Annotated in this window: 15 protein-coding genes and 1 tRNA gene; 11 read left to right on the top strand and 5 right to left on the bottom strand. The window is 68.8% G+C overall.

Annotated features, from left to right (window positions below):
* The first annotated feature begins 17 nt into the window (after positions 1-17).
* The 6 genes from ACODSM_RS09970 to ACODSM_RS09945 all read left to right on the top strand — a co-directional run bounded on the left by ACODSM_RS09970 (position 18) and on the right by ACODSM_RS09945 (position 7827).
* Positions 18-1310, top strand: a complete 1293-nt coding sequence (locus tag ACODSM_RS09970; protein WP_056066169.1) for a TRAP transporter large permease — start codon at positions 18-20, stop codon at positions 1308-1310.
* Positions 1311-1379: 69 nt separating this feature from the next.
* Complete coding sequence (garD, locus tag ACODSM_RS09965) at positions 1380-2954, top strand: galactarate dehydratase (protein WP_309822172.1); 1575 nt, start codon at positions 1380-1382, stop codon at positions 2952-2954.
* An 83-nt stretch (positions 2955-3037) separates the two neighbouring features.
* Positions 3038-3967 carry a DMT family transporter gene (locus ACODSM_RS09960; RefSeq protein WP_488805147.1) on the top strand — a complete coding sequence of 310 codons (930 nt, stop codon included), beginning with the start codon at positions 3038-3040 and terminating at the stop codon, positions 3965-3967.
* 9 nt (positions 3968-3976) lie between these two features.
* The gene (locus ACODSM_RS09955) at positions 3977-5089 is read left to right on the top strand and encodes an aldose epimerase family protein (protein WP_488805146.1); all 1113 of its coding nucleotides are present in this window, start codon (positions 3977-3979) and stop codon (positions 5087-5089) included.
* 79 nt (positions 5090-5168) lie between these two features.
* Positions 5169-6152, top strand: coding sequence for a catalase family protein (locus tag ACODSM_RS09950; RefSeq protein WP_488805145.1), 984 nt, complete (start codon positions 5169-5171; stop codon positions 6150-6152).
* 151 nt (positions 6153-6303) lie between these two features.
* Complete coding sequence (locus ACODSM_RS09945) at positions 6304-7827, top strand: DegQ family serine endoprotease (protein WP_015015554.1); 1524 nt, start codon at positions 6304-6306, stop codon at positions 7825-7827.
* A gap of 51 nt (positions 7828-7878) precedes the next feature.
* Here ACODSM_RS09945 and ACODSM_RS09940 read toward each other — a convergent pair whose 3' ends face one another.
* Complete coding sequence (locus tag ACODSM_RS09940; RefSeq protein ID WP_488805144.1) at positions 7879-8922, bottom strand: ABC transporter substrate-binding protein; 1044 nt, start codon at positions 8920-8922, stop codon at positions 7879-7881.
* A gap of 203 nt (positions 8923-9125) precedes the next feature.
* Between ACODSM_RS09940 and ACODSM_RS09935 the strand changes: the two genes are divergently transcribed.
* The 3 genes from ACODSM_RS09935 (at position 9126) to ACODSM_RS09925 (ending at position 12355) form a co-directional block, all read left to right on the top strand.
* The gene (locus ACODSM_RS09935; RefSeq protein ID WP_015015552.1) at positions 9126-9785 is read left to right on the top strand and encodes a response regulator transcription factor; all 660 of its coding nucleotides are present in this window, start codon (positions 9126-9128) and stop codon (positions 9783-9785) included.
* On the top strand, positions 9785-11134 hold the full coding sequence (locus ACODSM_RS09930; RefSeq protein ID WP_488805143.1) for an ATP-binding protein: 1350 nt from the start codon (positions 9785-9787) through the stop codon (positions 11132-11134). The genes ACODSM_RS09935 and ACODSM_RS09930 overlap by 1 nt, the downstream gene beginning before the upstream one ends.
* A gap of 228 nt (positions 11135-11362) precedes the next feature.
* On the top strand, positions 11363-12355 hold the full coding sequence (locus ACODSM_RS09925) for a 2-dehydropantoate 2-reductase (RefSeq protein WP_488805142.1): 993 nt from the start codon (positions 11363-11365) through the stop codon (positions 12353-12355).
* A 20-nt stretch (positions 12356-12375) separates the two neighbouring features.
* Here the strand turns inward: ACODSM_RS09925 and ACODSM_RS09920 are convergent, their stop codons facing one another.
* Positions 12376-12867: an Lrp/AsnC family transcriptional regulator gene (locus tag ACODSM_RS09920; protein ID WP_488805141.1), complete on the bottom strand. Its 492-nt coding sequence runs from the start codon at positions 12865-12867 to the stop codon at positions 12376-12378.
* Between the two features lie 100 nt (positions 12868-12967).
* Here ACODSM_RS09920 and ACODSM_RS09915 point away from each other — a divergent pair, with 100 nt between their 5' ends.
* Both ACODSM_RS09915 and ACODSM_RS09910 read left to right on the top strand, forming a co-directional pair.
* Positions 12968-13870, top strand: coding sequence for an EamA family transporter (locus ACODSM_RS09915; RefSeq protein ID WP_488805140.1), 903 nt, complete (start codon positions 12968-12970; stop codon positions 13868-13870).
* 168 nt (positions 13871-14038) lie between these two features.
* Positions 14039-14434 (top strand): hypothetical protein, encoded by a 396-nt coding sequence (locus tag ACODSM_RS09910; RefSeq protein ID WP_488805139.1) that lies wholly within the window; start codon positions 14039-14041, stop codon positions 14432-14434.
* A gap of 119 nt (positions 14435-14553) precedes the next feature.
* Here the strand turns inward: ACODSM_RS09910 and ACODSM_RS09905 are convergent.
* The 3 genes from ACODSM_RS09905 to ACODSM_RS09895 all read right to left on the bottom strand — a co-directional run bounded on the left by ACODSM_RS09905 (position 14554) and on the right by ACODSM_RS09895 (position 21036).
* Positions 14554-14628: transfer RNA gene (locus ACODSM_RS09905), tRNA-Arg, on the bottom strand.
* A gap of 55 nt (positions 14629-14683) precedes the next feature.
* A complete protein-coding gene (locus tag ACODSM_RS09900; RefSeq protein WP_488805138.1) occupies positions 14684-19093 on the bottom strand; it encodes a translocation/assembly module TamB domain-containing protein in 4410 nt (1469 codons plus the stop codon).
* Between the two features lie 5 nt (positions 19094-19098).
* Positions 19099-21036, bottom strand: coding sequence for an autotransporter assembly complex protein TamA (locus ACODSM_RS09895; protein ID WP_488805137.1), 1938 nt, complete (start codon positions 21034-21036; stop codon positions 19099-19101).
* Positions 21037-21141 lie beyond the last annotated feature (105 nt).

Genomic DNA, 21141 nt, shown 5'->3' with positions numbered 1-21141 from the left:
AAAATTCCATCACCATCATGGCGTTGACCATCCTGTGCGTGAGCTTCACGCTGCTGCTGCTGCTGGGCGTGCCCGTGGCCTTCTCGATCGGCCTGTCCTCGCTGGCCACCATCCTGTACGAAGGCCTGCCGCTGGCGGTGGGCTTCCAGCAGATGATTTCGGGCATGAACCCGTTCTCGTTTCTGGCGATCCCGTTCTTCATCTTCGCGGGCGAGATCATGATGTACGGCGGCATTGCCGACCGCATCGTCAACTTTGCCAAGAGCGTGGCGGGCCATGTGCGCGGCGGCCTGGGCATGAGCAATGTGCTGGCTTGCACGCTGTTTGGCGGTGTCTCGGGCTCGCCGGTGGCCGACGTGTCCGCCATGGGCGCCGTGCTCATTCCGCAGATGAAAAAAGAGGGCTACCACGCTGACTACGCGGTGAACGTGACCACCCACGCTTCGCTGGTGGGCGCGCTCATGCCCACGTCGCACAACCTGATCATCTTCACGTTGGCTGCTGGGGGCAAGGTGAGCATTGCGGCGCTGATCCTCGCGGGCATCGTGCCAGCGCTGCTGCTGACCATCTGCAACTTGGCAGCCGCCTACTTCGTAGCCGTAAAGCGCGGCTACCCCGCCGGCACCTTCCCGGGCTGGGAGATTGTGTGGATCTCGTTCCGCGCCTCGGTGCCCGGCCTGGCGGTGGTGGTCATCATCATCGCGGGCATTTTGTCGGGGGCGTTCACCGCCACCGAGTCGGCGTCGGTGGCGGTGTTGTGGGCGTTGATTCTTTCGGTCTTCGTCTACAAAAAGCTCACGCGCGAGCAGTTCCTCAAGGCCGCGTCCAAGGCCGTCAAGACCACGGGCACGGTCCTGCTGCTCATCGGCATCTCGTCCATGTTCGGCTACCTCATCGGCCTGTACGGCGTGGCTGAGCTCACCGGTGATGCGCTCAAGTCCATGAGCACCTCGCCCTGGGTGATCTTCCTGTCGGTGAACATCATCCTGTTCGTGCTGGGCACCTTTCTCGACATGGCGGCCACCATCCTCATCTGCACGCCCATCTTTTTGCCCATCTGCCAGCAGTTCGGCATGAGTACCGAGCAGTTCGGCATCGTCATGCTCATCAACTGCGCTCTGGGCCTGAATACGCCGCCCGTGGGCACCACCCAGTTCATCGGCTGCACCATCGGGGGCGTGTCGGTGGGTGAGGTGATGAAGACCATCTGGCCGTTCTACAGTGCGCTCATCGTGGCGCTGATGCTGGTGACCTATGTGCCCCAGTTTTCGATGTGGCTGCCAGACCTGGTGCTCAAGGGTGGCGGCTGACCCCGCGGGAGTGATGGCTCTGCCACTGCGTGGAGCGAAACCGGCATACCTTGTGAATTGAACGGACTTATGCGACAAGCTCTCACCATCCGCATGCACGCGGATGACAACGTAGCCATCGTCGCCAACGACGGTGGCCTGCCTGCAGGCACCCTGCTGCCAGCCGGTGTGCCGGGCGCAGGCATCACGCTGCGCGACAAGGTGCCGCAGGGCCACAAGGTGGCGCTGGCAGACATCTCTGAAGGCGGCGTGGTGCGCCGCTACAACGTGCCCATCGGCTATGCGCTCAAAGACATCGCGGCGGGCAGCTGGGTGCACGAGCGCCTGCTGCAGATGCCTTCGGCCCGCGCGCTCGAAGGCCTGCCCATGGCCACCGTGAAGCCCCCGGTGCTCGAACCCCTCACAGGCTACACCTTCGAGGGTTATCGCAATGCCGATGGCTCGGTGGGCACGCGCAACATCCTGGCCATCACCACCACCGTGCAGTGCGTGGCCGGTGTGGTGGCGCAGGCCGTGCGCCGCATCAAGGCCGAGCTGTTGCCTTTGTTTCCCCATGTGGACGATGTGATCGGCCTGGAGCACACCTACGGCTGCGGCGTGGCCATTGATGCACCCGACGCCATCATCCCCATCCGCACGCTGCGCAACATCAGCCTCAACCCCAACTTTGGGGGCGAGGTCATGGTGGTGAGCCTGGGCTGCGAAAAGCTGCAGCCCGACCGCCTGCTGCCCCCGGGCAGCTTCCCCATCACCGACGAGCGCGACGCGGCGCTGGGCCCCGAGACGGTGTGCCTGCAGGCCGACGAGCACGTGGGCTTCATGTCCATGCTCGACCACATCGTGCAAAGCGCGCGGCCCCACCTGGAGCGCCTGAACGCCCGCCGCCGCGAGACCATCCCCGCCAGCGAGCTGGTGCTGGGTGTGCAGTGCGGTGGCAGCGATGCGTTCTCCGGCGTCACCGCCAACCCGGCCGTGGGCTTCTGCGCCGACCTGCTGGTGCGCGCGGGCGCCACCGTGATGTTCAGTGAGAACACCGAAGTGCGCGACGCCGTGGAGCAGCTCACCAGCCGGGCTGCCACGCCCGAAGTGGCTGACGCGATCGTGCGTGAGCTGGGCTGGTACGACCGCTACCTGGACCGGGGCCGCGTGGACCGCGCGGCCAACACCACGCCCGGCAACAAGGCGGGCGGGCTGTCGAACATTGCCGAGAAGGCCATGGGCTCCATCATCAAGAGCGGCAGCGCGCCCATTGCTCACGTGCTGGCCCCGGGCGAGAAGCTGCGCCGCGACCAGCGCGGCCTGGTGTACGCCGCGACGCCCGCGAGCGACTTCATCTGCGGCACGCTGCAGCTGGCTGCGGGCATGAACCTGCACGTGTTCACCACGGGCCGGGGCACGCCCTACGGCCTGGCCGAATGCCCGGTGGTCAAGGTGGCCACGCGCACTGACCTGGCGCGCCGCTGGCACGACCTCATGGACATCAATGCCGGCAAGATCGCTGATGGCGAGGCCACCATCGAAGACCTGGGCTGGGAGATGTTCCACCTGCTGCTCGACGTGGCCAGCGGCCGCAAGAAGACCTGGGCCGAGCAATGGCAGCTGCACAACGCGCTGGTGCTTTTCAACCCGGCGCCGGTGACCTGAACCCCGTCGGGCCCCGGCCCTTTGTGTTCCCTCTTCAACAGCCCTTGCCTGCAAGGGCTGTTGTCCTTGAAAGACCGTTTCTCATGGGTCACACCCGTTTTTCCGACCGCAAGGTCGTGGTGGCGTTGGCGCTGCTGTGCTGCCTGCTCTGGGGCAGCTCGTACCCGGCCATCAAGACCGGCTACGCCTGGTTTGGCATCGCCCGCAATGACATCCCCACGCAGCTCGTATTCGCAGGCTTGCGCTTTCTGGGCGCAGGTCTGATCCTGCTGGCCTGGGCCGTGGCCACGCGCAAGGCCATCTGGGGTCTGGGGCCAGGGGCCGGGCGCCAGCTGGTGGTGCTGGGCTTGGCACAGACCACGCTGCAGTACGTATTCTTCTATGTGGGCCTGGCGCACACCACGGGCGTCAAGGGATCGATCATGAATGCCACCGGTACTTTCTTCAGCGTACTGCTGGCGCACTGGGTGTACCACAACGACCGCCTGAGCCACGCCAAGCTGTGGGGCTGTCTGGTGGGCTTTGCGGGCGTGATGGTGGTGAACCTGGGGCGCGGCACGCTGGACCTGGACTTTACGCTGCTGGGTGAAGGTTTTGTGGTGATCGCTGCGTTGGTGCTGGCTGCGGCCAGCATCTACGGCAAGCAGGTGTCGCAGCGCATGGACTCGGTGGTGATGACGGGCTGGCAACTGGGCCTGGGTGGCGTGGCGCTGCTGGCCATAGGCTGGGCGCTGGGTGGCTCGCTCACGGGCTTTACCTGGGGCTCGACCGTGCTGCTGGTGTATCTGGCGCTGCTGTCGTCGGCCGCGTTCTCGCTGTGGAGCATTTTGCTCAAGCACAACCGGGTGAGTCAGGTCACGGTGTTCAACTTCACCGTGCCGGTCTTCGGCGCGGCGCTGTCGGCGCTTTTTTTGGGCGAGGCGCTGTGGGAGTGGAAAAACCTGCTGGCCCTTGTGCTGGTGTGTGTGGGCATCTGGCTGGTCACGCGCGATACGGCCAGTGCCACCAAATAGACTCGGCGCATGGCTTTCACACTTTCCCGCGAAGCGTTTCAACAAGAGCTGCACGGCCAGCGCACGGACCTGTTCACCCTGCGCAGCCCCGGCGGCCTTCAGGTGGCGGTGAGCAACTACGGCGCCCGCCTGGTGCAGGTGGCGGTGCCCGACGGGCAGGGCGGTCTGGCTGATGTGGCGCTGGGCTACGACAGCCTGCAAGGCTACCTGGACGGCCAGCTCTCCATGGGCGCCCTCATTGGCCGCTGGGCGGGGCGGCTGCGCGCCGGCACGCTGACCCTGCCGGACGGATCGCACCGGCAACTGCCCACCAACAGTGGCCCACACCACCACCATGGGGGCCCGCGCGGCAGCCGCTTTCAGGTGTTTGCGGTGGAGCAGGTACAGGCCGATGCCCTGACCCTGAGCCACATCTTCCGCCCCGAGGACGACGGGGTGCCCGGCACGGTGCGCCTGCAGCTCCACCTGCAGGTCACGGCCGACAACGCGCTGCACATGGCCTGGACGGCCGAGGTGCTGGATGCCCCCTCGTTGCTCAACCTCACCGGGCATGCGTTCTTTAACCTGGCAGGCCAGGGCAGCACCCATGGCCACACCCTGCAGGTGCCCGCCAGCCGCTATGTGCCATTGGCCGCTGATGTGTGCCCCACGGGCGGGCTGTCGGGAGTGCAGGGCACGCCGTTCGACTTCCGCCAGCCCCGCCGTGTGGCGGATGCCATCGCAATACCCTATGAGCAGCTCGCTGTGGCGGGCGGGCTGGACCACTACCTGGTGCTGGACGAACAGGCTCCGCCCCTTGCCCCTCCGTCGTCATCCATCACGCCAACGGGCTTGCGCCTGGCCGCGCTGCTGAGCGAGCCGGTGAGCCGCCGTGCGATGGAGGTGTGGAGCACCGCCCCTGGCGTGCAGGTGTATGCAGGCCACGGCCTCAAGGCCGACCCCGCCCGGGACCTGGGGCGTGGTGCGGGGCAGGGCGGCTGGCTGTGGCAGCCGGGCGACGGTATCTGCCTGGAGCCCATGGAGTACCCCGATGCGCCCAACCACGCGGGCTTTCTGGTGCGCTGGTGGCAGCCGGGCGAGGTGGTGCGGGGCGCCATCGTGTACCGCTTCGTCAGTGGTTGAAGGCCCGTAGTGGGGTGGCATGGGAGGCCCGTGCCGCGCTACCATGCCGCCTGGCTTTTAACCAAGGTGGCTCATGCACATGTCCAACGCCCCCAGCACCCAGTGGAAAGAAGTGGTGGCACCCGATGAAGCCCAGCGCTTTGCGGGCTACGCGCGCCAGTTTGCCGAGCTGCAGGCACGCAAGTCGCAAAAATATGGCAACGGGCGGGGCCTGCACCGCAAGCAACTCACGGCCGCGTATGGCCGCCTGGAGGTGCTGGGCGATCTGCCCGCGTTTGCCGCCCAGGGCTTGTTCGCGCGGCCGGCGCAGTACGACGTGCGGGTGCGGCTGAGCAACGGCGGCATGGACAAGGCGGCGGACCACAAACCCGACATCCGGGGCTTTGCGATCAGTGTGCGCGGCGTGCAGGGCGACTCCGCGTTGGGCAACGGGCCCGCCAAAAGCCAGGACTTCCTGCTCATCAACCAGGAAAAATTTGCCTTCCCCCAAAGCGCCGAGTTTGTGGATTTTGTGGTCGCTGCGTCGCACGGCGGCGGTGCGTTGATCAAGTTTCTGGTGCAGCGCCACGGCTTGCTGGGGGCAGCCCGGCAGATCGCCAAGACGGTCAAGACCTTCGGGCGGCCCTTTGGCGGCTTTGCGTCGCATGCCATGTTCAGCGCTGCGCCCATTGCGTGTGGGCCCTATGCCGTGCGGGTGCGGATGGTGCCCCATGCGTCCAACGGCGCGCCCGTCAGGCAGGTGCAGCACGACTGGGATGCCGAGTTCTCCGGCCGCCTGCGCCAGCAAGACCTGCAGTGGGACCTGCAGCTGCAGCCGTTTGTGGACGAGGCCACCACCCCGATTGAAGATGCCAGCGTGGACTGGCCCACGCCCTACACCACCGTGGCCCGGCTCACCCTGCCACGGCAGGATCCCGCCGCCGATGCAGCCCTGGCCGCCGAGGTGGAGGCCGCTGTGTTCGACCCCTGGCAGGCGCTGGCTGCGCATCGGCCCCTGGGCGACGTGATGCGGGCCCGCAAGGTGGTGTATTTCGAGAGCCAGAAAGGTCGTGGCGCCGCGTGATATGCAGGATGCGGCGACCGGGTGCTTTGTGAGGAAGCACCAACGGTCTAAAGAAAAGCAGAAAAGGCGTTGAATTCCGCTCTAAGTTTCGTCTAAGTGTTGGTGTCCACACTGCCCTCCATCGCAACTCCGATTGGAAAGGCACCACACCATGAACACGACAACGCTGACCTCCACCCCCCGCCGCCTCATCCTGGCCCTGGTGGCCGCCGGTGCGGTGGGTGCCACGGGCGCAGGCCTCATCACCGGGCACCAGGCCCGCGCCCTGACCCCGCCCCCCGCCATCGTGGCCCAGACGCCCGCCGCCCCCGGTGGGGCCTTGCCCAGCTTCGCGCAGATCACCGCGCAAAACGGCCCGGCTGTGGTCAACATCAGCGTGACGGGCAGCACCAAGGCCGCGATGGCCGATGACGACGGTGAAGACGAAGGCCAGCCCGCCGCGCGCCAGGGCCGGGCACCGCAAATGGACCCCAACGATCCGTTCTACCAGTTCTTCCGCCAGTTCGGCTTTCCGGGCGGCATGGGGCCACAGGCCCAGCCCAACGTACCCACGCACGGCCAGGGCTCGGGCTTTATCGTCAGCCCCGATGGCCTGGTGCTGACCAACGCGCATGTGGTCAAGGGTGCCAGCGAAGTCATCGTCAAGCTCACCGACCGGCGCGAGTTCCGCGCCAAGGTGCTGGGCTCTGACCCCAAGACCGACGTGGCCGTGCTCAAGATCGACGCCAAGAACCTGCCCACCGTGCGCCTGGGCAGCACCCGCGACCTGCAGGTAGGCGAGTGGGTGCTGGCCATTGGCTCGCCCTTTGGCTTTGAAAACAGCGTGACGGCCGGCGTGGTCAGTGCCAAGGGCCGGTCGCTGCCCGACGACAGCCTGGTGCCCTTCATCCAGACCGACGTGGCGGTCAACCCCGGCAACTCCGGTGGTCCGCTGTTCAACGCCCGTGGCGAGGTGGTGGGCATCAACTCGCAGATCTACAGTCGCTCGGGCGGCTACCAGGGGGTGTCGTTCTCCATCCCCATCGAGCTGGCCGCCAAGATCAAGGACCAGATCGTTGCCACCGGCAAGGTGCGCCACGCGCAACTGGGCGTGGCAGTGCAGGAGGTGAACCAGGCGTTTGCCGAGTCGTTCAACCTCGACAAGCCCGAAGGCGCGCTGGTGGCCAGCGTCAGCAAGGGCAGCCCGGCTGAGAAGGCCGGCCTGCAGGCGGGCGACGTGATCCGCCAGGTGGACGGCCAGCCCATCGTCGCTTCGGGCGACCTGCCCGCCTGGGTGGGCCAGGCGCAGCCGGGCCAGCAGGCCAAGTTGTCGGTGTGGCGCCAGGGCAAGCCGCTGGAGCTGACCGCCACCCTGGGCGACGCCAGCGACAAGGCAGTCAAGCAGGCGCGCAACGATGACGCCGTGGGCAAGGGCCAACTGGGTCTGTCGCTGCGCCCGCTGGACCCGCAGGAGCGGCGTGCGGCGGGCCTCAATGAAGGCCTGGTCATCGAGCAGGCACGGGGCCCCGCTGCTGCGGCCGGTGTGCAGCCGGGCGACGTGCTGCTGGCCATCAACGGTGCGCCCATCAAGGACATCACGCAGGTGCGTGCCGCCATGGCCAAGGCGGGCAAGTCGGTGGCGCTGCTGATTGAGCGCGACGGCGACAAGATCTTTGTGCCTGTGCGCCTGGGCTGACCCATGGCCTGCGCCCGCCGTCGGTTGGTACCCTGCGGCGGGCGCTGCGCATCAGCGCGGCAGGGGCTCTACTTCCTTCGTCCAGCGGTCGATCAGGCGGCGGCGTTCGGCAGCCTTGCCGTATTTCTCGAAGTCGTATTTGATGAGCTTCACGTTGTCCAGCGTCGGGATGCGCGGGTCCATCTTGAAGGTCTTGTTGGCAGGCACCTGGTAGCTGCCCACCTGCGCGCCCACGGCCTGACCTTCGGGGCTCATCAGCCAGTCGTAATATTTTTTGGCGTTGTCCATGTTGCGCGCGCCCTTGACCAGCGCAATGCCGCCCACCTCGTAGCTGGTGCCTTCACAAGGCGCCTGGGTTTTTACCGGGTACTTGTCGGCCTTCCATTTTTCAAAGTTGAACATGAAGGTGATGCCCACACCCACCTCGCCCTTGGCCACGTTGGGCGCCTGCGCCTGGCCGCTGCGGGTGTAGGTGGTGGTGTTCTTGTGCAAGGCCTTGAGGTAGTCGAACGCCTTGTCTTCGCCCATCAGCTGCACCAGCCCCGCGATCACGGTGTAGGCCGTGCCGCTGGAGGCGGGGTGCGAGATTTCCACCTCGCCCTTGTACGCAGGCTTGATCACGTCGGACCAGCACTGCGGCTCCGGCAGCTTTTTCTTCTTGAGCGTTTCGGTGTTGTAGCCAAAGCCGATGGCCGAGCTGTAAAAGCCCCCCACCTGGTGGCCCGACATGGCGTACTGGCGCACGCTCCAGCTGTGCAGGTCGTGCAGATACGCGGGGCGGTATTCGGCCAGCAGGCCTTGCTCGGCGGCCTGCAAGAAGGGGTCACCCGTGCCGCCCCACCAGATGTCGGTCTTGGGGTTGTTGGCCTCGGCGCGCAGCTGCGCGGCAATCTCGCCGGTGCCCTTGTGGGCCTGGTTCACCTTGATGCCCGTCTTGCGGGTGAACTCCTTGGCGGCCGCTTCGCACCAGGGCGCGTCGGTGCTGCACAGCGCGTTGACCACACCCTGCGCCTGGGCGCTAGTGGAAGCCAGTGCGGCCAGCGCAACGGCCGCAGCAACGTGGTGGAGAGGGGGGAATGTGATTGGAATTGCCATCGGTCTTGCTCCTTGTCTTTTGTCGTAATGGCCCGGCCCTTGGGGCGGGCGGTGTGCGCGTGGCGCTTTCATTGTGACAGTGATGTGTCAAATTCAAGTCGTTCTGGCAGCCCGGTGCTGCGCCAGCGCCCATGCCGCCGCTATCCTTGGCAGCCGGCCCTTTTCCTGCACTCCTGACCGACCGACCTTTCTGCCCCCTTGCCATGCGCCTGCTGCTTGTTGAAGACGATTCCATGATCGGCGAAGCCGTGCTGGACCTGCTGCGCGCCGAGCAGTACGCGGTGGACTGGGCGCGCGATGGCGACGCGGCCGATACGGCACTGCGCACCCAGGCATACGACCTGGTGCTGCTGGACCTGGGCCTGCCCAAACGCGACGGCCTGGCCGTGCTGCGCGACCTGCGCGCCCGCAAGAACCGCACCCCCGTGCTGGTGGCTACCGCGCGCGATGCCGTGGCGCAGCGTATCGAGGGGCTGGATGCCGGGGCCGATGACTATGTGCTCAAGCCCTATGACCTGGACGAGCTGCTGGCCCGCATCCGCGCCCTGCTGCGCCGCGCAGCGGGCCGGGCCGAACCGGTGTACGAGCACCAGGGCGTCAGCATCAACCCCGCCACGCGCGAGGTGACCGTGCGCGGCACACCGGTGGTGCTGTCGGGGCGCGAATGGGCGGTGCTGGAGCCGCTCATTGCGCGGCCCGGCATGGTGCTGTCGCGCCAGCAGCTGGAGGACAAGCTCTACGGCTGGGGCGACGAGGTGAGCAGCAACGCGGTGGAGGTCTACATTCACGGCCTGCGCAAGAAGCTGGGGCCCGAGCTGGTGCTGAACGTGCGCGGTGTCGGGTATCTGGTACCGAAGATGTGATGGAAAAAATCTCACGCACCTTTCAGGCCCTGCTCCCGCGCTCGTTGCGCATGCGGCTGCTGATGTTCTTGCTCGCCGCCATCGTGCTGGCCGGGGCGGTGCAGGGCGCGCTGGCCTACCGGGGCGCGCTGGAAGAGGCCGATGCGCTGTTCGACTACCACATGCAGCAAACCGCGCTGGCCTTGCGTTCGGGCCTGCCGGTGGATGCGCAGGGTCTGGGCCCCGGGCTGGACCCCGAGGACGAAAACCACGAATTCATCGTGCAGGTGTGGACTAACGAGGGCCTGCGCATTTTTGAATCCGCCGTGGGCGCCGCACTGCCGCAGATTGCCGTGCTGGGCTTTACCAACGTGCAGGCGCGTGGCGGCACCTACCGGGTGTTCTCCATGCAGACGCGCTCGCAGGTCATCCAGGTGGCGCAGAACATGGCCGCGCGGCGCGACATGGCCCGCAGCCTGGCACTGCGCACGCTGGCGCCGCTGGCCATCATGGCGCCGCTGCTGGTGCTGGCCGTGTGGTGGGGCGTGAGCCGGTCGCTGGCCCCGGTGGAGCGCGTGCGCCGCCAGCTGGCACAGCGCCAGGCCGACGACCTCTCGCCGGTCAGCGATGCGCAGCTGCCCGATGAGGTGCAGCCGCTGGTGAGCGAACTCAACCTGCTGTTCGAGCGTGTGCAGCACGCGTTTGAGGCGCAGCAACACTTTGTGGCCGACGCCGCGCACGAGCTGCGCTCCCCCCTGGCTGCACTGCGCCTGCAACTGCAGGGCCTGCAGCGTGCGGGCGACGACGCCGCGCGGGCGGCCGCCGTCGAACGCCTGTCGGCCGGCATTGAGCGCGCCACGCGCCTGGTCGAGCAGCTGCTCACCCTGGCGCGGCAGGAGGCCAGCACGGCCGTGAATGACCCCGTAGACCTGCGCGCCACAGCGCAATTGGCGCTGGCCGACGTGGCCGCCGCCGCCCAGGCGCGCAGCATGGATGTGGGCCTGCTGGACTCTGACGCGGCCACCGTCACCGGCAACGCCGAGGCCCTGCGCATGCTGGCCCGCAACCTGCTGGACAACGCCATCAAATACAGCCCGCCCGGCGGCCAGGTGGACCTGCAGGTGCGCAGCGAGGGCGACCACGCCGTGCTCACCGTGGAAGACAGCGGCCCCGGCATTGCCCCCGAGCACCGCGAGCGTGCCATGCAGCGGTTTGTGCGCGTCACCGCCGACGGTGCCCCCGGCAGCGGCCTGGGCCTGGCCATCGTGCAGGCCATTGCCCAAGGCCATGGCGCCACCGTGGTGCTGGACAGCTCGCCGCGCCTGGGCGGCTTGCGGGTGACCGTGCGGTTTGCGGCTCCCAAGCCCTGAGCTGTGTGATGCCCTGTTTGCTATGAATTGCATAGCGTTTCAGGCATGTTGCACTAGCGCTACCGGCCAAAAAGCCTTCATAAGCACCCGCAGAGTGCTTCAAAGCGCCTCGTCACGTGTGCGCCACACCGCCAGGGGCCTGCCCCGCACAATGCGGGGGTAGCGCGCAGGCTGTGCCGGTTCCCGATCTGCCTGCACCCACTTCCACCTCAGCACACACGCATCGGCATGAACTTCATCGTTTTGGGCGCAGGCGCCATTGGTTGTTATGTGGGTGGGCGCCTGGCCGCGCACGGCCAGCCCGTGTGCCTGGTGGGGCGGCCGCATGCGCTGGAGCCCATCGCGCAGCACGGCCTGAAGGTCACCGACCTGGACGGCTTTGACCGCACCGTGCCCGCGTCCGCGCTGCAACTGGCCCCCACGCTGGCCGACGCCGCGCCCGGTGCCGACAGCGTCATCCTGCTGTGCGTCAAAAGCGGCGCCACCGAGTCTGCCGCGCGCGAGCTGGCGGTGGCCTGTGCGCCCGGCACCCCGGTGATCTCGCTGCAAAACGGCGTGGACAACGTGGCCCGCATCGCCGCCTTGGCGCCCGGCCTGAACGTGCTGGCGGGCATGGTGCCGTACAACGTGGTGCTGCGCGGCGCGCAGGTGCACCGCGCCACCGCGGGCCATCTGCAGCTGCAGCGCGACGCGGTCACCGAGCGCATCGCGCCCCTGTTCAACGCCGCCGGCCTGGCCACCACGCTGCCGCCAGACATCCGCGCGGTGCAGTGGGGCAAGCTGCTGCTCAACCTCAACAACCCGGTCAATGCGCTGTCCAACCTGCCCCTGCGGCAAGAGCTGCTGGACCGCGACTGCCGCCGTGTTTTTGCCGCGCTGCAGACCGAGGCGCTGCGCGTGATGGCGCGCGCGGGCATCACCCCCGCCCAGGTCACCGCCGTGTCGCCCACGCTGCTGCCCCATGTGCTGCGCCTGCCCAACTGGCTGTTCACTCGGCTGGCAAAGCGCATGCTGCAGATCGACGCCACGGCCCGCTCGTCGATGTGGGACGACCTGGAGGCCGGGCGCGTGACGGAGATCGACGCGCTGTGCGGCGCCGTGGTGCGGCTGGCGGCGCAACAGGGCATCGCAGCGCCGCTCAATGCGCGCATGTGCGAGCTGCTGGGCGGGCCGCGCCAGCGCCTCACGGGCAAGCAGATGCGCCAGATGCTGGGGCTGTGATCGGGGTTATGGCCTCGTGATCAGGCCGCGGGTGCTGCGCTGTCCAGCGGCACGCGCAGCCCGGTCTTCAGGCTGGCCAGCGCCACCGAGGTCCGAAAGCGCTTGATGTTGTCGTCCCCCTCAAACAGCCGCCGCGTCAGCGCCTCGTAGTCCGCCATCGACGCCACGTTCACCACCAGCAGGTAGTCCGCCTCGCCCGTCACGCTGTAACACTGCTGCACCGCGTCTTCCGCGGCGATGCGCGCGCGCAGCGGGGCGGTGCGGTCGGGGCGCTCGTTGTCCAGGTGCACCTCCAGCACGATGGTCAGCGGCTTGCCCACCTTCACCGGGTCCAGCACGGCCACGTTGGCGCGGATCACGCCGCTGTCCTTGAGCCGCTGAATGCGCCGCTGCACCGCAGGCGCCGACAGATTCACCGCCTGCGCAATCGCGCGCTGGGGCGTGGTGTTGTCGGCCTGCAGGATGTCGAGGATCGCGAGGTCAAAGCGGTCAAGTGCAGACTGAGTGGCCATGAGATTTCCTTGGAGCATGCTCTGAGGGTGAGCGAAAGTTGCGCGCAGCCCCCGAAATTCGAGTTAAAAGCACGCTGGGGTCGCACTATATTTTCAGCCCATGAGCGCCTCCCCCCTCCGTTCTCTTCTGCACCGGTTCTTTCCCTTCCTGGCCGTGCTGGGCTCCGTCACTGCGTTGGGCATCGGCACCTCGTGGGCCAAACACTGGCTGTTCCCCGTGGTGGGGGCGCAGGGCACGACCGCCGTGCGCGTGGGCTTTTCGGCGCTGCTGGTGTTGCTGCTGTGGCGGCCCTGGCGTTGGCACTTGTCGCGCGCGGACGCGCGGGCCGTCATGCTCTACGGCGCGGCGCTGGGCGGCATGAACCTCATGTTTTACATGTCGCTGCGCACCTTGCCGTTTGGCCTGGCGGTGGCCATCGAGTTTGCGGGACCACTGGCGGTGGCGATCTGGTCATCGCGCCGCGCGGTGGATTTTGTGTGGGTGGCGCTGGCCATCGCGGGCCTGGGCATGCTGTTGCCGCTGGGGCTCAACGGCAGCACGCTGGACCCGGTGGGCGTCTTCTACGCCCTGGGCGCGGCCGTGTTTTGGGGGCTGTACATCGTGTTCGGCAAGCGCGCCGGGCATCTGCACGCGGGGCATTCGGTATCGCTGGGCCTGCTGGTGGCTGCGCTGGTGGTGGTGCCCGTGGGCGTGGTGCATGCGGGCGCGGCGCTGCTGTCGCCCGCCGTGCTGCTCATTGGCGTGGCGGTGGCGGCGGTGTCCAGCGCCATCCCGATCTCGCTGGAGATGATGGCTTTGAAACGCCTGCCCAAGGAGGCCTTCGGCATCATGATCAGCATGGAGCCCGCCGTGGCCGCACTGGTGGCCATGGCGCTGCTGGGCGAGCACCTGAGCGCGGTGCAGTGGCTGGCCATCGGCTGCATCATGGCCGCGTCGATGGGCAGTGCCATGACGGCTACGCGGCCCGCTGCTGCAGACCGTACGGCGCCGCAAGCGGCCTGAAGGTGCGTGCTGGCGGAGCGGGGCTGCCAAGCGGGCGGTGCCATGGCACGGCGCATTGCCTGACAGGCGTGCGGTCTGCAGGCTGGCTTGATCGGTTGGGTTGCAGGGCTAAAAAGGTCTGTGACGGCACCCCCTTGGCGCCGTCGCCCTATGTCCAAGGAGCCCATCATGATTCCCTCAACCACCCCTTCCACTGCGGCCACCGCACCCGTGGACGAAGACCTGGCCGAGCAAGCACGCCCCGGCTACGGCATCCCATCGCAAGACCCCCGAACTGGCGCCCAGACCGCGCTGGAGCCTGAAGACGCAGAGCGCGAAGCCCACTCCGCCCTGATGGGCGGCGGCATGATGGCCGGCGCCGCAGCCGGTGCCGCCGTGGGTGTGGCCGTCGCGGGCCCGGTGGGTGTTGTGGTCGGTAGCACCTTGGGCGGCATTGCCGGTGCGCTGGGAGGTGCCGCTGCGGGCACCATGGTCAGCCCGGACGAGCCTTTGCCCGATGCTGTGGAAGGCGATCACCTTGCGCAGTCTGCGCGAGGGCGAGCAGACAAGAGGGACTCGAAGTAAGGCAGCTAGGACGGCCATGCGCCGATTGGGGCAGGGCGCGTATTGCGTGCGGATGCTTCAGATTTGATAGCTGCTAGCGCATATTGCACTATCGCTTGCAGCCATTTTGGCCATGAAGCTGGTCCCCTCGACAGGAATCGAACCTGTATCTAGCGCTTAGGAGGCACTCGTTCTATCCATTGAACTACGAGGAGGTAAGGCAGCCGCGCATTGTAGTGGCGCGCAGGTGCCTCCCTAGCCGGTTGCGCCTCAGTCGTACTTCACGGTGTAGATGATGTCCACCGCGCTTTTCTCGCCAGTTTGCCCGCGCAGGGTGAGGCGGCGCGAGAGGTCGTAAAAGATGTACAGCGTGCCCAGCGTGCCCGACAGGCTGCGCTCATAGGTCACGTACAGGTCTTTGGACAGGCGTTTGCCGAAGGTGAGGGCGGCGGCGCTGGCGTCCTCGCCCGTGGTGGCGCCGCGAAAGCCGATTTCATCCAGGCCCAGGCGGCTGGCGGCGTTGGCGGTGGGGCTTTGGCCGCCGTTGCGGCCCAGCAGCGCCAGCGCGGCTTGTTGCAGCACGGCCGCTTCGGCGCCTCCGGCCGAGGCATTGCGGCCCAGCACCACCCATGACAGCTTTTCGGCATCGGGCAGTTCCGGGTCGGAGTACAGCGTGACGCGCGGCGCCTGTGCGCTGCCGGTGACCTGCACGCCCGCGCGCACACTGATGTTGGGGCGCAGCGCCAGGATGTCGAGCGAGGGGTTGTTGTACGGGCCGTTGAAGCGGATGAGGCCCGTCTCCACGTCCAGCATCTGGCCCCAGGCGCGGTAGCGGCCCTGGTCGGTGCGGACCTCGCCTGTCACGCGGGGCGGGGCGCCGGGCACGGCGCTGCTGCGGATGTCCACCTCGCCCGTCAGCCGGGTGGTGATGCCCTGGCCTTGCAGCGCAAAGTCGCGCCCCAGGTTGAGGGTGATGGCGATGTCGGGCGGCTTGGCGGTCTCTGCCTGCGCTGCGACCTGGTTGGCCTTGGCGGCGGCCTGGGCCTTGGCCTGGTCTTCGCGGTCCTTGGCGGCGGAGCGCACGACCACGTCCGAGCCCAGGCGCGGTGCGGATTCATCGGGCAGGATGATGGTGGCGCGGTCGGTGATGAGCTTGCCGCGCAGGCTGATCTGGCCCTGCTGCAACTGGGCCTGCAACTGGCCCGACACGCTGACCTGCCGGTCGGCCCGCACCAGCACCTGCAGGGCCTTGGCCTCGGCCTGCAGGGACATGGTGATGCCCGACAGGCCGGTGGCTGCCGTGGCGCTGTCGCCCCAGGCCACGCGGCCGGTGGCGGTCAGCGTGCCGCCGTCTTGTGCTGCGGCCGTGCGGTTGCCGCTGAAGCCTGCGATGCGTGCGCTGCTGCCCCGCCCGCCTTGCAAGCGGAACTCGGTGATGTTGAGCTGATTGCCCTGCAGCGTGGCGCGCAGGCGGCCGCCTTGCAGGTCCACGCCGTCCACCATCGAGCGCACTGCCATGTCGTCGGCGCCCAGGGTGCCCGCCCAGCGCGGCGCATCGCGCGTGCCCGACAAGGTGGCGCTGGCATCCAGCGTGCCGCGCACACGCCAGCCGGGCGGCGCCAGCGCAGACCACACGCCCACGTCGGGCAGGCGGGCGCGCAAGGTGCCGGCCAGTGGTGCGTCGGCAGGCCAGGTGATCGGGGCATCGGTGTTGGCAGCGGACAGGCGTGTGCTGGCGGTGGCGTCGATCTCGCCCGCGCGGTCGCTGGCCCAGAGCAGGCGCGCGCGCAGCGTGTCGCCTTCGGCGGTGACCGTGATTTCTGCCTGGCGCACACCGGCGGGCGTGCCTGGGGCGCTCGATGCGCTTGCTGCACCTGATGCACCTGCAGGCGGTGTGGCTGCAGTGGCCAGCACGGTGGTGGCGCCTGCACCGGTGCCCTGGCCGCTGCTTTGCACCGCCGTGACGGCCGTGGTATCGCCCGCCAGGATGCGCAGGTCGCCACTGGCACGGCGCAGGCTGGCGCTTGCGCGCAGGGCGTCGCCCGTGGTGTCCACACTCCATTGCCCATCGAGCACGATGCTGCTGGCCAGGCCCATGCGCGCAAGCAGCGGCTGCGCGGGCCGGCCTGCGGCGGCAGGGGTCTCGCCCAGGCCCAGCGCATCCACCCAGGCCATGGGCAGGCCCTGCAGCGTGCCCTGCGTTTGCAACCGCGAGAGGGCGTTGGGTGCCGTCGCTGCTGACCATTGCACGGGCGACCAGCGCAGGGTGACGGTGCCCGGTAAGGGGCCGGTGATGCGGGCCTGACCGGCCGATGCCTGCAGGCTGAGGGAGGTGGTGGTGGGTGATGGTGCCGTACGCCCGCTGGCCCGTGACTGGGGGGCGCTGGAGGTAGGTGTGCCGGTGCGCACGGTCAGGCCCAGGGGCTCTGCCAGTTGCAGCGTCCACGGCCCGGGGCGCTGCGCGGCCTGGGCTTGCAGGCGCAGTTCACTGACTTGCAGCTGCCATTGCCCCGCGCCTACCATTGTGCTGGCAAGGCGGGTCTGTACCGCCGCCTGCGCGGCCTGGGGCGCTGGTGTGCGGACCTCGCCGGTCAGCGCCAGAGAGGCCTGTGCCAGGTTGCCACCCAGTTCGGCCTTGAAGGCCCGCAGTTGCAGGGCTTGCCCGGCAGAGGTGCCGCCGCTGGCGTTGCTGGTGGCGGGGAGTGTCAGGTCCAGCTGGGGGGTGTTCAGCGTGGCTTGCAGATCAAAGCGGTCGGGGTTGCGGGCGGCTGCGCTGTGGGCGGTGGCAGTCTGAAGTTGCTCCGTCAGTGTCTGCCAGCCGCCCTTCCAGCGCGCGGTGATCTGTGCCGTGCCCTGGCCGCTGGCCCCTTGCAGAGCGCGCTGCACGGCGGTGCCCACCACCGGCAGGCCCGCCAGCCAGCGCTGCGTGAGCGCGGCGTCGGCCCACTGCACCTGCAGGTCGCCCGCGCCGCTGCGCGGGGCCAGCGTGCCTTGTGCCTGTGCGGTGGCGCCGGGCACTGCCAGGGTGACCTTGCCCTGTGCAGACTGCGTGCCCAGTGCGACCTGCAGCCCGGTGGCTTCCACGCGGGCCTGCAATGCGTCCAGCAGCAGGCGGTCCAGCCGCACCGTGCCGCCGTCGGTGGCCTGCCAGGTGCCTTGTGTGCTGAAGGTATTGATGCGCAGCGGTGCGCCCGCTGCACCCGGGGGCTTTGCGGTTGCCGTTCGCGCGGCCGTGCCGGTGTCTGCCCGCACATCGGCACTGAAGCGCACGGCCTCTCCTTGCGTTTGCGCGGTGACGCGGCCGGAGAGTGGGGCGGCGGCCAGCAGCGTGTGCAGGGCGTCGGGGCGCAGCGCGCGCAGGGTCGCCTGGCCCTCCAGCGCGTGGGTGGCAGGGGTGTAGTGGCCCTGCGCGGTGATGCTGCCCGTGCCCGCCTGCAGGGTGGCGCTGGGCACGGTCCAGCGGGTGCCGTCGTAGCTTGCGCTGGCGTCCAGCGCGGTCAGGGGCAGGCGGGTGGTGTCCCAGGGGCCAGGCAGGTCGTTGCGCAGCGCGGCCTGCAGGCTCCAGCCTGCTGTGCCTGACGTGCCTGCGCCGCCGGATGTGGGCCCGGCTTGCAGCGTGCCGTGCAGCTGCGTGACCGGTGCCTGCGGCCACAGGGCCGCCAAGTTGACGGCGCGTAACGTGGCGTTGGCGGACTGCAGGGGTTGCTGCGTCCAGGGTGCCAGCGTGGCGGCCAGATCAGCCTGCATGGGGTCGGCAGCGGGTGTAGGCGTTGTGCGTGGGGTAGGAGGTTTTGATGCGCCCGGTTTGCTGGCGGGCGCGGCTGCGGGTGGTGTGGCGGCTTCGCTGGTCGGCTCGGGCTTCAGGCGTGCCTGCAGTTGCAGCTGGGCAGCGGCGGTGGCCAGCGTGCCCTGCAGCGTGGCGTGGGCGCCCACCTGCAGCGCAGCTCCGCCCCCAGGCGCGGCGGTGCGCACGGTGCCGTCCACGGTGGCGTCCAGCGCCCTGGGGGCCTGTGCGTCCAGCGTGGCGCGGGCGCTGTACTGGCCCTGGGCCAGCTCCACCGCGCCGATGGTCAGGCGGTGCTGGCGGCCATCAAACCGGTAGTCGCCCACCAGGCCCTGGGCTTCCACGGCGGGTGACCCGGCCCACACAAGCTGGTCGACCCGGAACGGCACGCCCAGCTGCAGCGGCAGCACCAGGCTGGTAGGGGGCGTGGGGGGGGGCTCGGGTGTGTCAGTGGTTTTGGGCTGGGGGGTGATCGCCACGCGGGCGGCATGCACCTCGCCCAGCTCCAGGCGGCGCTGCAGCAAGGGGGCCAGCTGCCAGCCCAGGCGGATGTCGGTCACTTCCACCGCCAGGGTGGGGCTGCTCCAGCGCAGCCAGCCAATGCGCCCGCCGCTGCGCAGCGAGCCGCTGACATCGCGGCTCTCCAGCTGCTGGTTGGCGGGCAAGTATTGCGCTGCACGGGCCAGCGTGGTGGCCAGTGAGGTGCCGCTGCCCGCCCACCACCACAGCAGCGCGCTGGCCGCTAGCAGCAAGGCCAGCAGCGTTACCAGCAGCCAGCCCACGGCTCGGAGCCAGCGCGGTGCGCGAGGGGGCTGATGGCGGGGTGCCGACGAGGACCCGGCGCTGAAGTCCGACGCGCGGGCGCGGGGCTTGGGAGTGTGGGGGGCGTCGCTCATCGCTATCAGAAGCTGAACCCCAGCCGCAGGTGCAGCCGCACCTCTTTGGTCTTGATGCCGTAGGCCAGGTCGGCCTGCAGCGGGCCCACGGGGCTGCGCCAGCGCACGCCGGCACCCACGCCCACGCGCGGGCTCAGGTCACCCACCTTGTCGGCCACGGCACCGGCGTCCACAAACAGCGTGCTTTCCCAGTCGGTCATCGCCCCTTTGTAGACGATGGGGCGTTGCCATTCCACGCTGCCCACGGCCAGGTAGCGGCCCCCGTACAGCTGGCCGTTGTCGGTGCGCGCGCCGATGCTGCGGTAGCCGTAGCCGCGCACCGTGGTGTCGCCGCCCGTCACAAACAGCTGCGTGACGGGGATCTGCGCGCCCTCGCGCGCCAGCACTGCGCCTGCCTCGGCCCGCAGGGCCACACGGGCATTGCGGCCGATGCCTGCGTCGTCCTGCACGCGCCCTGCGGGGAGGAAGGACTGCCACCGCACCAGGGTGCGCACAAACGGGTCGCGCTCGGGTCGCAGCGTGGTGCCCAGGCCCAGCTCCACCGCCACGCCATGGCCCCGCGTGGGGGCGGTCATGCTGTTGAAGTAGCGGCCGGTCCACCCGTAGTTGATGCTCAGGGCGGTGCTGGTGTCGGAGGGCGACCGCGTGTTGTCGGTCAGGCCCTGGCTGTTGGCGTAGTCGTACTGCAGAAAGTAATTGCGGTCGATGGATTTGGTGCTTTTGCTGCGACCCGCGCGCAAGCGACCGCTGTTCACGTCGTAGTCGCCCGTGGCCTCGCGCAGCAACTGGCCGCCCGCAAACCAGCGCCAGCCGTTGTCATTGGGCAGGTCCGTCCATTCGGTGTTGGCGAGCTTGGTTTCGCGGTCGAGCGCGAGTTTGGTCACCGCGCGCCAGCCCAGCACGGGCATCTGGTTGTGGATGTGTTCCAGGGACAGGCGTGCGCCGCTGTCGGTCGAGAAGCCCGGACCAAAGACCAGCTTTTGCATCGGGGCCTCGCGCACCTGGGCCACCACGGGCGCGGCCTGTGGGTCGGTACCCTCGGTGTCGAGGGTGAGGAACACGGCGTCGTAGTAGCCGCTGCTGGCCAGGCGCAGCTGGGCGTCCAGCATGTCGGCTTCGTCATACACGGCGCCCGTGGGCAGGCGCGCGAGGCGCCGCGCACCGTCGCTGTCGTAGCGCTGGCTGCCCTGCACGCGCAAGGGGCCGAAGCGGTAGGCGGGGCCGGGGTCGTAGCTCACGCCCAGCTGGGCTTCGTGCCGGTCGGCATCGATCTCGGCCCGGCTGTTGGTGATGCGTGCCGTGGGGTAGCGCCGGGCCTGCAGCTGGCGCAGCCCGTCGGCCTTGGCGTTGTCCCAGGCCGACTGGGTGAAGGGCTGCCCGGGGGCGAGGGACCAGTTGCGCTGCAGGCGCTGCTGCCGCCGCGCCAGGTTGTCTTTGTCGGCATCGTCGGTGCCCGCCACGGTGATGTCGGCACGGGCAATGCGGGTTTGGGGGCCGGGCTCCACGGTGACAGTGACGGTGCGGGGCGCGCCCTTGCGGGTACCGGTGGTTTCCTGCGCCTCCGTCAGCTCCACGGTGATGGTGGGCGCGAAGTAGCCCAGAGTGCCCAGCAGTTCCCGCGCATTGGCGTCGGTGGCGCCCAGCAGGCGCTGCAGCTCGTTGGCCTGCAGGTCGGGCAGCTGGCGAAAGCGCTGCAGCTCCAGGTGGCGCTCCAGCGTCTCGCGTACCGCGTCGGGGGCACGCACCACCACGTCAAACGATGGGGCGCTACTGCTGCCTTCGGGGCTGACCAGGTCGCTGCGGGTGTCGCCGGTCGTGGGCTCGTCGGCGCGCGGAAGCAGGCTGCAGCCGCTCAGGCACAGCGCGCCGGAAAGCAGCAACGCCGACCACAGGGCCGGCGTTGGGGTACTAACAGTGGCGGGGCGCAAAACGCGGAAGGGCACGGTGCGAGAGGATGTGTCAGGGGATCGTGTGGGGAAGGCAAGCCTGCCAGCCCGCCCGATGCATCCCCGACTATGCCCTGAAACGGGAGCGCCTCCTGTCGGACA

Source organism: Acidovorax sp. FG42 (assembly GCF_057809195.1).
This window is presented reverse-complemented; position numbering and strand designations above follow the sequence as displayed.